We start from the raw sequence: 12,849 nt of genomic DNA, 5'->3' as shown, positions 1-12,849 counted from the left end.
ATCCATAAGTAAATATTATATGTCAGCAGAAACACATGGTGTTGAATAATAATAAGTGAAATTTATAAAATCCTTAATATTCAAATAAATAATTTACATAGGTTATTAAATCAATTGATTGATACATCATTGAAATTGGCTTAGTCTTGTTATATCAACCCTATGATGGATATTGGTGATAGCCCATTTTCTCTGAAATATTACGCCCCGCCGTTTTCAGTAATTGGACATAGTCATCAATACGCTGCTCATCAAAACGAATCGTTGGGAACGAAATCGATAGCCCTGCAACCACATGACCTAAGCGGTCATACACTGGCACAGCAATACAGCGCAGTCCTAACTCTTGCTCTTCTCTGTCTTGTGCATAATGGCATTCACGAACGGTGGCTAATTCCGCCAGCAGGTCTTCTATCGTTAAAATTGTTGTTGCCGTTTTTTGACTAAAAGTTTCATCTTTCAATGCCAAACGAATGGATTCTTCATCTTGCCAAGCGAGTAAAATCTTACCGATTGCGGTGCAATACAATGGGTTACGACGCCCAACCCGTGAATACATGCGTAAATTATAACTCGAGTCGATTTTATGGATATAAATAATGGCATCTTCATCTAATGCACCCAAATGCACCGCTTCATGGGTTAATTGGCCAATACGGCGCATTTCTTTATCTGCAATTTCTATCAGGTCAACATACTCGAGGGATTTTGCCCCTAATTCGAAGAGTTTTAAGGTCAGTGAATACTTATCTGCTTCACCTTCTTGATCCACATATCCTAACTGTTTCATCGTTTGCAGAAAACGAAATGTCGTGGCTTTTGACATCAATAAACGCTGTGAAAGCTCAGACACACCAATCTCTTTTTGCTCACCAAGGGCGCTAAGAATGCTAAATACCTTAACCACTGCTGAAACAGCATCCGTTTGAGTCGTTTTATCCATTATTTTTCCATCATCCTATAAATTGATATCGACATTACACCCTAACTAATAGCATAAGTGGCTATCATGATAAAAACAAGAACGTCGATTTGATATTTTTAAAACGGCGTTTCATTTTTATTGAAGTTCTATTTAAAATGGGTTTTAATAGCATCATTAAGTAGCAATAGTTTACTAAGTCGTAATCGCGCAGGTGGTGAAAATGAATACACATCCGCAAGTTGCCGTTATTGGTGAATGCATGGTTGAGTTGCAAAAATCGGGTGAACTTTATAGACAAACATTTGGTGGGGATACACTCAATACCGCGCTATACCTGTCTCGTTTAACTAAAGATCACGGTGTGACAACCCGTTACATCACCGGTTTAGGTCAGGATCCATTCAGCCAGCAAATGCTAAGCAGTTGGCAACAAGAAGGCATCAATACTGAAGAGGTCTTTATTTCGGACAAACATTTGCCTGGGATGTATTTAATCGAAACTTCTGCTGATGGCGAACGCCGCTTTTTCTATTGGCGAGATAATGCCGCGGCAAAATTTTGGCTTGATGCCGTTTGTCTTGACCACAACAGCAAAGCCCACACACAGCAAATCCTAAATTCGCAACAATTTATCTATTTAAGTGGCATCAGCCTAGCCATTTTACCTAGCGCTTCACGCCAGTTGTTATTTGAAATGTTACAGCAAGCTAAACAGCATGGTGCCCAAATTGTGTTTGATAATAACTATCGCCCCGCACTTTGGTCTTCCAAACAAGCGGCACAACAGGCTTATCAGCAAATTTTAAGCTTAACCGATATCGCTTTTCTGACCTTTGATGACGAACAACTGCTTTACGGTGATATTGATGAAACTGATGCAATTGCACGTACCCAACAATATGGTGTGAACGAAATAGTGATCAAGCGCGGTGCTGATGCCTGCTTTGTGATTATCGATAACGAACGTATTGAAGTCCCTGCGAATAAAATCAACCACGTGGTTGATACCACTGCAGCAGGGGATTCTTTCAGTGCCGGCTACCTTGCTTGCCGTATTTTAGGTGGCAACCCATGCGAAGCGGCAAAAACAGGTCATTTACTGGCTGGAACCGTCATCCAACACCGGGGAGCGATTATTCCATCCGAAGCCATGCCAACCACTGCTTTAGAAACATGTTAAGAGGCTTTAACCATGAATCAATTACTTGAAAGAATTAAGAAACTCAATGTTGTTCCTGTTATCACCATTAATAATGCAGAGCATGGTGCGCCATTAGCAAAAGCTTTAGTGGAAAATGGCCTGCCATGTGCAGAGGTCACCTTCCGCACCCCTGCCGCGGTACAAGCGATTAAAAATATGCGTGCTGCTTACCCTGAATTACTGATTGCCGCAGGTACGGTATTAACCACAGAGCAAGTTGACCAAGCCATTGAAGCGGGTGTAGATTTTATCGTCAGCCCGGGTTTTAACCCAAAAATTGTGGCTTATTGCCAACAAAAGAACGTGATTATTATTCCTGGGGTGAATAACCCAAGCTTAGTGGAGCAAGCCCTTGAATTTAATCTCACCACGTTGAAATTCTTCCCAGCCGAAGCCTCTGGCGGGGTTGCCATGCTCAAAGCACTCAGCGCCGTTTACCCGGTTAAATTTATGCCAACTGGCGGTATCGGTGTGAAAAATATAAAAGAATACACCGCATTACCGTCTGTATTAGTGTGCGGCGGTTCATGGATGGTACCGAATGAATTAATTGACAATGAAAACTGGCAAGAGCTCGGCAAACTCATTGCCGAAGCCGCAACTATTTAATTAACAATAAAAATCTCGTTGTTGTTATTGCGCCCTTACTGGATGGTAAGGGCTTTTTTGTTGTTCGTGTTTATTAAAATATTGTTTCATTATTAGCTTTATCAAATTAATCAAAGAATATAATACAATTTACTAATAACTTAGCTTTTAGATTTATTTAAATAACTGACAAATAAATAAGAATTGAATGAAACTGCATATATTTTATTTTCGCAGAAGAAAACCAATAAAGTTTATTTTATTAATACTACTTATATACCCCATTAAAAATCTTATTAACTATCTAATAATATAAATTTCAAATAACACTTCGGCAACGAGATATAGCTTCCTTTATGGCTTCACCGAGTTCTTCATCAGAAACACTATCCGGCAAAACAATATAGTCATCCTCAGTAAACCCATCCCCCGTCCATGTTTCTAATTTTTTATGGAGTGTTGGCGTAATTATTATATGATCACCCTCTCGACAAATGTGGCATAACATCATTTTTAATAAAAAACTTTTACGGTTTTTCGACTTGCATATTTTTTTCCCATCATCAATCCATTTTTGATAGGCCAAAGATACACCATCACGACTAAAAATATCCTCGGGCGTATTTATATCAATTATTCTACTATTATCCAGCGCTAAAAATATTGTTTTGCCTAACTCCCGCGTATCAACCTCTTTCGAAAGATGATAAATAGGCATTTTATAGTCCAAAACACGGAGATTATAACGCGAAATGGTATGTATAAAATAATACTCCTCATTAAAGTAAATGCTTACCCAAGACTCTTTAGTAGAAGAATTACTCATCTATCCTCCTTGCTTTACAATTATTACACTAAGACTTATATTCTTTTCTGCTGCATATATTATTGACTGATTGATTTCCAGCCATTGTGATGCTGTTGTTTTATCTAGAACTCCTAGCTCTATTGTTTTAGTTTTTATATCTGAGCTTTTCAATTCAACGCCGGACTTACTAGCACCTTTAAAATCATTTACTTTATTAATGTAACTGTTAAGTACTCGATTTATTTCATTCTGCTTTTGGTGTGTCTTTGCACTGGTATTTAAGGTTTTCACACTTACAGCTTCTCCCTTTGAAAAATAATCGAAAGTTTCAAACCCATATGACATTCTTTCTGCTTTCTTAAAATTTCTATGTACACTAATATAATCTTCAAATGGATAGCCTTGCTTGTAAACGCCTTCACTACAGCCTAGACATTTTACTTGACCACACTTCGGCAACGAGAAAGCACTTCCTTTATGGCTTTACCTAATTCTGCGTTTGTTACTGTATCCGGTAAAATAATATCATCATCATCACTATATCCATCTCTCGTCCAATCTTTTAGTTTTTTATGCAAACTAGGTTGCAATATAATGTTACCATTAATTCGTTTAATGCTGCATGACATCATATTTAAAAAAAGTGATTTTATACTTTTAAACTTACATTTAATTAACACATCACCAACCCACTCTTTATAGTCTTCATCAATCCTCTTCCTATCAAAAAAATAAGAATTTTCATACGGATCTATAATTCGACACTGACTTAATGCTAACTTTAACATTTCACCTAACTTTTCTTCAGCAGTATCTTTTTCCAAACAATAAACGGGCGTCTCATTATCTCTAACAAAAAAATGATATCCCGAAAGAACAAATATAAAATAAAATCGTTCGTTAACTCGGATTGATACATTATCCCCAGAATCATAATCAAGCATATATTGTTCCTTACTTAACAACCGTTATATTAAGTTTTATGTTTTTATCATTAGCGTAAATTATTGATTTATTAATTTCAATCTATTGTGCTGGAGTAGTTTTACACGGTATAGCTAACTCTATCGTTTTATTTTTTACACTTGACTTTTCAAGCTTAAATTTAATGCTGTTTATTCCTTTGAAATTAACCACATCATTTATATATCCGTTTATTTTTGAACTGATCTTAACTGGGTTTTGATATGTTTTAGCTCCCGTATCTAATGTTTTTACACTTATCGCTTCTTTATTTTTTGTAAAATAGTCAAATGTTTCCGTCCCCGCAGGTAACCTTTCACTATCCGCTAGTTTTCTAGATTTACCAATATAATCTTCAAATGGATAGCCTTGCTTGTCAACACCTTCACTACAGCCTAGACATTTTACTTGACCACACTTCGGCAACGAGAAAGTACTTCCTTTATGGCTTCACCGAGTTCTTCATCAGAAACACTATCCGGCAAAACAATATAGTCATCCTCAGTAAACCCATCCCCCGTCCATGTTTCTAATTTTTTATGGAGTGTTGGCCTTAATGTTAAAAAACCATTTTTCTCTCTAATATTGCATAACATCATTGATTGATAAAAATTTTTTTTATTTTTGAAACCAAGAGAAGATAAGTTTTCACTGAGCCATTTTTTTTCACACTCTGCAAGGCGATCTCTATTAAAAAAAAAGCTATCTACATGAGGAGCTATAACTCTACATTTTTTTAGAGCAACTTTAGATAATTTACCTAGCTCACTATTTGTGACTTTTTTATTAACTGATACTATAGGAACCGTATCATCTACTACAAATAAATGATACCCTGACAAAACCATAATAAAATAAAAAAAATCATTTACTCGAATGGATATATTATTTCCAGAGTCATAGTTTTCCATCTCTCCCCCCTATTTTACTACTGTAATTTTCATATTAATATTATTCTCTATAGAATAAGCTATGGATTTATTAATTTCCACCCATTGAACTGAAGTTGTTTTACTTGGGATTGCTATTTCTATAGTCCTTAGTTTGATATCTGAATTTAATAGTGTGAGCCTTGATTGATCTATCCCTTTAAAATTAACCACATCATTTATATATCCGTTTATTTTTGAACTGATCTTAACTGGGTTTTGATATGTTTTAGCTCCCGTATCTAATGTTTTTACACTTATCGCTTCTTTATTTTTTGTAAAATAGTCAAATGTTTCCGTCCCCGCAGGTAACCTTTCACTATCCGCTAGTTTTCTAGATTTACCAATATAATCTTCAAATGGATAGCCTTGCTTGTAAACGCCTTCTCCAAAAGCCATATAGGTTTTTCTACCGTCCGGCTCAATTCTATATATTTCTTTGATATCTATAATAGGCCAAGATTTTTTACCATTCAATAGCGCATCAACATATCGGCCTGAATTCGCTGATATGCTAGCAGCACTTTTAACAGTAACAATATATCCTGCTACCTTAGTAAATAGTTGACCAGTTTCTAAACCCGCATTAAACGCACCATCAGCTCCAGCTTTCTGATATTCGATTTCAATTTTATTAATTCGATTTAGAATATCTTGTTTTTCACCCTCAGCTATATCACTGAACATTGTTTCACTTGTTAATAAAGCACGTATCCCATCCCATGTTTCTTCATAATTTATTGTTCCATTTACAACATCTTTTAATGTATCCCATAACTCTGCAGGAACTCCCGCAACGAAACCGGCAGCAAAAATACCATCCTGATGACTACTGGCTAATCCCCATTTGATATGGATCCCAGCACGCTTAAAAAGATTAGGCTCAGCAGCTAGCTCTTTTTCCATTAACTCACGTTGCTTGTGAGATAAATAGTTATAACGAAAAGTATTCTCAGCACTATTTGCTGCGCTATAAACCCCTCCGGGTTCGCCAGTAAATATCGCACCTGCAAATCCGCCAAAAGCTTTCGCCATTTGAGCTTTTTGTTCTGCTTTCTTTTTCCATTCATGCGCCTGAATTAAATTATCATCTAGAGCAATCGCTGCAAATTCCGCAGCGAGAGCACCAACAACAGCACCTTTTGTATTGTTACCTGAAAGCTCAGCAGCAAGCCCGCTCACAGCAGCGTGACTGAGCATTTTCCCTGATTGACCTAAAATTTGCCCATTATCGCCAATTAGCCTAGCACCCTCTGCATTCAGTTGATTAGCGACATTACCTAAAAATGCATTTTTTAAATTTTGAGTAAAACTGCCACCTTGAATTGATGTATTAATGCTTGAACTAACAACAGATTGTGCCGCAACACGTTGTGCCACATTACTCCAATCACCATCACTCAATAAAGGTAGCTTCGCTTCAGCCCCAGTTCCTGCTCCCCACTCCATATGAACATCTAAACCACTGAGTGCGCCGGAAACAGCCATCTGGGTAATAATCGATTTAACCGTTTCGCTCCGGCCTAATGCATTAAATGTTTTTGTTAAATCTCCTTTATTTTCAACCAATGCATTAGCTGTTTGAGCTGATAAAGCCATCACGCCACTATAAGCCGCTCCGGATATTGCACCTCCTGTCACACCACTAGATCCGGATGATGCCCAAGCTGCAAACTCGGTTGCCGTTCCGTGAGTCATTGCTGCAATTGAAATCATAATCAATGCTGACACTACAGGGTTTAAATGCTGACTTTCATAATCCCATTGCTCATAAGCATCTTTAACAATATCCCATTGGATATCTTTACGATCTTTTAAACTGGCTAGCCATTTAGTTTCATCCCTTTTCCCTAATTCATTAAGGACACTTTCTAAATTTTGAGCATTTTTAGCTTTAACATCTGCACTCACACCATTCGCGGCACCAACAGTCAATGCACCACCAATATGTAATGAGGGTAATACCCATGAGTCCTCTTTATATCCCTTATCCCGGTGAGTAATATAAAAGCCAGTTGAATTAGAAATGACTTGCTCAAACTTACTATTTTTAACTGCTTTAAAATTCACTTTACCAGTCTGGCTAGTTATCTTTGCATTTTGTCTGGTGTTGAGTTTTGTCGCTTCTAATGTGATATCGTCTTTGGCAAATAAGTTGATATCTTTATTTGCGACAAATTCAGAGACTTTATTCGTAGCAGATTGAAAGTTTTTTATTTCATGGGTCGAACCCCAGAAGCATGATTTTATACCTAAAAAACGATTGCAATATTTGCGCTCTTCCTCCCACTTAGTCGTTTCAATCATAGATTGTGCGTAAAGGATCCCCCCCTTAGCTGCAATATCAATAAAGCCTTTCGCTGCAAGTTTTGTTGCTTGAAATAATGTACTACCATTTGACAATAAAGTGATATTTTTCCCGCTATGAATTTCTGATCTACGTTGTTCCCTTTTATCTGTATTATTTTTTCGACTTTCCTCTGTTAATGCTTCAAACTTGATATTGTTATCACTTGTAATTGTGATATTTTTACCTGCTTCTAACTTAGCGCCTCGACTAACAAAATCTCCAGCGGAACTTAAAACAATATCTTTACCACTCTCAATTGAAGTGACTAAATTTTTCCTTTCATAAAAATTCCTAGTTGGAAAGTCAGTCAAGGAATATGATGTAGAATCAAGAGTAAGTTGTTTGCCCGCTGATAGTGTGATGTTTCCCCCACTCGAAAGGTTAGCTGAAATAATCCCCATATCTTCACCACTCATCATAGTGAGATCTTTTTTAGCGGAAATGGGAGCAATTAGTTTCTGTATTTGTGAATGAGATAATACTCGCGTTAATTCATTCGCTTTTTCTGGTAAAAAATATGCATCTAGTGTGTCCGTAAGAACAGCATCATATTCACCAGACGAGAATCGAGGTCTAATTGAAAGCTCAGAGCCATTTATAAAATTAATGTTATTATTAGAATAAAAACCATAACCTGATGAAAATAAATTACCACCCGCTTGAAGCAATAAGTCTTTATTTGTTTGTATTTTCCCTCTATTGTTAAGAAAGTTATTAAAGTTAGTTTTATATTTTTCACTATCCCATAATTCTTTAACTCGTATCTTAGGGGTATTTATATCGTTTTCCAAAAACAATATATTTTCACCTGCATTTACAGAGAAATTATTTAGAGATTTTATCACTGAATCGAGAAAAATTATATTTCCTTTTGCTTGCACTAAGATATCATTTTTAACTGAAATATTTCCTTCATATGCTTTCCCATTTTTATTGTAATATCTTTCAGGCGTGTCATTTGAAATCAACACACTGCCTTGTAAAGATTTTATAAACGCATTATTTGCATTTACTTGACTATTTTTCCTTACTTCTATATTTTTATCAGCTGAAAGAATAAAATCATGCTTTGTATCTATTTCTGCATTTTCTAAATCAATATTTGTATTAGAAAATATGTATACATCCTGTTCGGATTTTAACCCATGATTAATTTTAACATTTCCCCCCTTGATAAAAACATTTTTAGCAGTAACAATATTAGGTACATCCTGAATGATTTCTTTATCTTTTGGTAGAACGATGAAAGGTTTATCATCATAATAATCAAGGTGAGAATAGCGATTAGATGGATATAGCTTACTTGCTTTTGAGTTGCCATAATCAGGTTTATTAATAATGCCTTTAACAAAGCCATTACCTAGTGATATTCTATCATTGGATGTATATCTAAAATCCACATCCTCTAAGAAATCACTCATAAAATTATTACCTGCGAAAATACTGGCAGGAGCATAAATAGGGTAGTCTATTTGGCGTAATGCAAAAGTCTCATCAGGTAGTCTATACCCAGTAATACTATAATCTATAAATTGATTGCTAATGGCAGGGCTATCTGTGAATGTTAATTCATTCCGCATGGCATTTGGTGTAAACCTATAATAACGCTCATGTTCGTTTTGAACTAATAAACTACTATTTATGAAGCTCCTCCCTGTCAATATCATATTTTCTTTTGATTTTATATTACTACCATAGTTTAATAATTCATTAGCGGATATATATAAGTTCTTACCAGCCAAGATATCACCTGTTTTACCAATGGTTTTATAGGCATATTTATAATTTCCTAGATTAATAACAGGTAGGGAAGAAATGGGAACTGTACCACCAAGCAATCTATTTAAAAACTCCAAGTTTCTTTTTGGGTCACTAATCCCAGAATTGACAAAATAACTATTTTGCCAGTCTCTAAAATCATAGGCGGGCACATCATAATTATGTGTCAGAAAATAAAGAACTCCATCATCTGTTATTCCTTCTTTTATCGGGTTTAAAATAATGGGATTTTTAAATTCCTTACCCACTGCATCATTGGAAAAAACAGATTTTTTATCATCACTACCTTGAGCGGTAAAATATAGTCCCTCTAAGCTTCGGTTATTTGCAACCTCTTTCGCTCTAACAACCAAGTCTCCCTTTTCTGTTTTAATCGTTGCGGACTTGTTTACGATAGATTGACTTAAATCTCCAATTGCATTTTTCTGTATCCACAAATTTTCTTTCGCTTGAACAAGTGCTTTTTCACCCGTATTTTTAATTGTATTAGAAAAAATACGCATGTCCTTACCTGCTATAATCTCGCCTTCATTGATTAAAGAATTTGTCGCAAGGGTAATATCATTTTCCGCATTTAATTTTGCATTTTTCTTAATATAGAGTTCTTTACCACTAACATTAATTTCATTTTTTGATTGAATATTACCATTTGTTGTAATTTTCCCATCAGCAGTTAGTATTAAGCTCCCTTGAGTGGTGTAAATGTTATTTAAATTGACTCCTATACCTGATGCTGTACTCGTTAATTTTATTTGGCCAGCATACATGCCTCCAAGTGCTTTTGTATCAATAGCAATAATAGGGCTTTGTATTTCGCCATTAATTGATGTTACAGTTCCTTTTTGGAAATCAATACGATTATTCCCATGCATCAATGAGACATTTTTCCCTTTAATTTGTCCATTAAGAACCATTGCTTGGCTAATAATATCCGTATAATTTGGGGTTTCGGCATTCATTCCTTTATTGCCAATGGTGATCGTCCCTTTTTTTACTTCAATAGCAGATAATTGACCGTCGCTACCAAGAAATGGTTTTCCTGTTGTTAGGGTGAGCGCGGGAACATTGATAAAGCTACATCCATTGCACGTTATTCCATTTGGGTTTGCTATAATCACATTCGCAGATTTTCCCGCCACTTCCAATTTTCCAAGTAACTGGGACTGACTATCACCTACAACTTCATTAATAATCAGTTCTGCATTAATTCCTCTTAACCTATTGTTTCCATTTATGTCCCCTGCGAGTTGAGTTTTTACGGTATTCTTTGAATTATTTAATATAATACCTTTTTCAAGGATATTAAATTGTTGGTATTTATTATGCGAAATACCATTTTCATTTGGAGTAGCTATATTAACAATAGTGGTGCTGTTTTTTTGATAAACTGAAGAGTCATTCCCTGAAATTAAAACATTACTACCCCAAGATGGATTAATCGGAAATAATATAAATAAACACATCAGATAGTAGATAATAAAACGCTTCAAACGTGGTATTTTATGTTCAACCATAAACTTCTCCTACATAGATTATGAGTTAACTTGAATATTCCAATGTAATGACCAATTATTTACCTTTAATTTCGATGGATAATACAAGGGAGTGCTAGAATTCTTTGTGTTCTAACTTCATTAACTAAAACATATGATGAGTTTAATTCCATTTTTTTAATACTATTTTCATTTCCTCCTTCTTTTTTAACGGCTGGTTTTATAATTCTTTTCTTTGATTTAATTTTGATATCAATCTTGGATTTTTATCTTGAGCATGGATATCCCTGAAAATTGATAGTGACGTCAAAAAAGAATAAGCATATTTATTAAAAGTGAATATCAAGCTTATTATTTTCATAAAAATGATAATAGTATTTTTCATGTATATGTCCCTATATGACCTAGCATAAAAAATAACGATGATAAATATATCAAGCAAGCATCAAATTTATTATATGTCTTATAAAAATTAAAAACATGATTAGTTTAAAAAACAAATAGCAACTATAACCACCACAAACCTAATTTACTTATTAAGGCTTGTGGTGGTGAATAATTAAATTATTGGCTAACTAACCAATAAAACGTTTTAACTGTAAACGCAACATCTCATTTTCGCGTCGGAGTATTTCATTTTGATCCATTAGGCTCATAGCCATTGCAATGCCCGGCCAGTCAATTTCTAATTCATGGTAAAGACGCACGGCTCTTCTCACAATGACTACCGCTTGGTCGTCAAACAACCATTCATTAGTAGTTTCAATAGGTTGAATTATCCCAAGGCCGACAATTTCCTGTAATTCATCTTCAGCAATACCGGTATGAACGCAAAAATCAATAACGGTTAATGTGGTTAACTGTTCCATTATTTTCCTCCCCAATTTTTACGCGGGTCAAAGTGCGTATGGCTCTCAGCCAACTTCTTCCATAGCGCATCCGACTCTGCATTACTGCTATTTGGCATCACGATTTTTATAATCGCATACAGATCCCCAGCTGTGCCTTTATGTTTCAGCCCTTTACCTTTAAGGCGTAATTTTTGGCCAGCTTGGCTATTAGCAGGAACGGTGATCACAATCGGGTCTTTTAATGTTGGAATGGTGACTTTAGTTCCGAGGGCTGCCTCCCATGGCGCAAGCGGCACGACCACTTCTAAATCATGGCCTTTGATATCAAATAATGGATGTGGTGCAATGCGGATGGTTATCCATAGATCGCCATTTTCACCGCCATTTTCCCCCGCTGTGCCTTGCCCTTTTAAGCGAATACGTTGCCCATCAATCACCCCTGCCGGGATAGTCACATTAAGTGTTTTGGGAACTTCATTTTCGATAAAACCAAAAGCGTTATAGACGGGTAAGTTATAGCTAATGGTACGTTTATGTGGTTCTTGGGTTTCTTCAAGGAAAACAGCCAGTTCAACTTCTAAGTCCTGCCCGCGGTGACTGCGTGCTTGCCTTGTGCCACCACGTGTACGTTGGGAAAACATCGATGAAAAAATGTCATCAAAACCACCCGCATCAAACCCTTGCTGAGAATATGTGTGGCTTTGTTGGCCTTGGTTGGCTTGGTTAAAATAGGGATCATTTCTGTGCTCCCACATTTCATCGTATTCCGCGCGTTTTTCTTTGTCGCTGAGTACCGCCCACGCCTCTGCAATTTCTTTAAATCGCGCTTCGGCATTCGGCTCTTTACTGACATCGGGGTGATATTTTCGCGCTAAACGGCGATACGCGGTCTTAATGGTTTTTAAATCATCGGTGCGCTTAACACCCATGATGCTGTAATAATCCTTTAGTTCCATAGTCAT

Annotated in this window: 11 protein-coding genes; 2 read left to right on the top strand and 9 right to left on the bottom strand. The window is 36.1% G+C overall.

The genetic code is table 11. The annotated features are described in order from the left end of the window. Positions 1-160 precede the first annotated feature (160 nt). Entirely contained in the window at positions 161-943 is a 783-nt protein-coding gene (gene kdgR, locus M1F25_RS08735) for a DNA-binding transcriptional regulator KdgR (RefSeq protein WP_004255519.1), read from the bottom strand. 202 nt (positions 944-1,145) lie between these two features. On the opposite strand from kdgR, the gene M1F25_RS08730 reads away from it, so the two are divergent. Together M1F25_RS08730 and M1F25_RS08725 are read left to right on the top strand one after the other, a co-directional pair. Continuing rightward, the gene (locus M1F25_RS08730; RefSeq protein ID WP_112308156.1) at positions 1,146-2,105 is read left to right on the top strand and encodes a sugar kinase; all 960 of its coding nucleotides are present in this window, start codon (positions 1,146-1,148) and stop codon (positions 2,103-2,105) included. A gap of 12 nt (positions 2,106-2,117) precedes the next feature. Continuing rightward, complete coding sequence (locus M1F25_RS08725; RefSeq protein WP_181489595.1) at positions 2,118-2,735, top strand: bifunctional 4-hydroxy-2-oxoglutarate aldolase/2-dehydro-3-deoxy-phosphogluconate aldolase; 618 nt, start codon at positions 2,118-2,120, stop codon at positions 2,733-2,735. Between the two features lie 298 nt (positions 2,736-3,033). On the opposite strand, the gene M1F25_RS08720 is transcribed toward M1F25_RS08725, so the two are convergent. From M1F25_RS08720 to cbpA, 8 genes are all read right to left on the bottom strand, one after another. After that, positions 3,034-3,540, bottom strand: a complete 507-nt coding sequence (locus tag M1F25_RS08720; RefSeq protein WP_125890846.1) for a contact-dependent growth inhibition system immunity protein — start codon at positions 3,538-3,540, stop codon at positions 3,034-3,036. Further along, positions 3,541-3,981 carry a hypothetical protein gene (locus M1F25_RS08715; protein ID WP_250690670.1) on the bottom strand — a complete coding sequence of 147 codons (441 nt, stop codon included), beginning with the start codon at positions 3,979-3,981 and terminating at the stop codon, positions 3,541-3,543. Further along, entirely contained in the window at positions 3,960-4,466 is a 507-nt protein-coding gene (locus tag M1F25_RS08710) for a contact-dependent growth inhibition system immunity protein (protein ID WP_181489593.1), read from the bottom strand. The genes M1F25_RS08715 and M1F25_RS08710 overlap by 22 nt, the downstream gene beginning before the upstream one ends. 82 nt (positions 4,467-4,548) lie before the next feature. Beyond that, complete coding sequence (locus tag M1F25_RS08705) at positions 4,549-4,911, bottom strand: hypothetical protein (protein ID WP_181489592.1); 363 nt, start codon at positions 4,909-4,911, stop codon at positions 4,549-4,551. Beyond that, complete coding sequence (locus M1F25_RS08700) at positions 4,890-5,396, bottom strand: contact-dependent growth inhibition system immunity protein (protein WP_181489591.1); 507 nt, start codon at positions 5,394-5,396, stop codon at positions 4,890-4,892. Before M1F25_RS08700 ends, M1F25_RS08705 begins: the two co-directional genes overlap by 22 nt. Positions 5,397-5,405: 9 nt before the next feature. Further along, a complete protein-coding gene (locus tag M1F25_RS08695) occupies positions 5,406-11,057 on the bottom strand; it encodes a DUF637 domain-containing protein (RefSeq protein ID WP_181489590.1) in 5,652 nt (1,883 codons plus the stop codon). A 554-nt stretch (positions 11,058-11,611) separates the two neighbouring features. Then, entirely contained in the window at positions 11,612-11,905 is a 294-nt protein-coding gene (locus tag M1F25_RS08690; RefSeq protein WP_004255543.1) for a chaperone modulator CbpM, read from the bottom strand. Beyond that, positions 11,905-12,843, bottom strand: coding sequence for a curved DNA-binding protein (gene cbpA / locus M1F25_RS08685; protein ID WP_181489693.1), 939 nt, complete (start codon positions 12,841-12,843; stop codon positions 11,905-11,907). The genes M1F25_RS08690 and cbpA overlap by 1 nt, the downstream gene beginning before the upstream one ends. Between the last annotated feature and the right edge of the window lie 6 nt (positions 12,844-12,849).

This window comes from Providencia sp. PROV109, assembly GCF_033681625.1.
Lineage (GTDB): Bacteria > Pseudomonadota > Gammaproteobacteria > Enterobacterales > Enterobacteriaceae > Providencia > Providencia hangzhouensis.
The sequence above is the reverse complement of the archived record's forward strand: the minus strand, read 5'-3'. Positions and strand labels throughout refer to the sequence as shown.

Bases quoted from the DNA above. Each gene is read 5' to 3' on its own strand.
- kdgR (WP_004255519.1), bottom strand. From the start codon at position 943: ATGGATAAAACGACTCAAACGGATGCTGTTTCAGCAGTGGTTAAGGTA.
- M1F25_RS08730 (WP_112308156.1), top strand. From the start codon at position 1,146: ATGAATACACATCCGCAAGTTGCCGTTATTGGTGAATGCATGGTTGAG.
- M1F25_RS08725 (WP_181489595.1), top strand. From the start codon at position 2,118: ATGAATCAATTACTTGAAAGAATTAAGAAACTCAATGTTGTTCCTGTT.
- M1F25_RS08720 (WP_125890846.1), bottom strand. From the start codon at position 3,540: ATGAGTAATTCTTCTACTAAAGAGTCTTGGGTAAGCATTTACTTTAAT.
- M1F25_RS08710 (WP_181489593.1), bottom strand. From the start codon at position 4,466: ATGCTTGATTATGATTCTGGGGATAATGTATCAATCCGAGTTAACGAA.
- M1F25_RS08700 (WP_181489591.1), bottom strand. From the start codon at position 5,396: ATGGAAAACTATGACTCTGGAAATAATATATCCATTCGAGTAAATGAT.
- M1F25_RS08695 (WP_181489590.1), bottom strand. From the start codon at position 11,057: ATGGTTGAACATAAAATACCACGTTTGAAGCGTTTTATTATCTACTAT.
- M1F25_RS08690 (WP_004255543.1), bottom strand. From the start codon at position 11,905: ATGGAACAGTTAACCACATTAACCGTTATTGATTTTTGCGTTCATACC.
- cbpA (WP_181489693.1), bottom strand. From the start codon at position 12,843: ATGGAACTAAAGGATTATTACAGCATCATGGGTGTTAAGCGCACCGAT.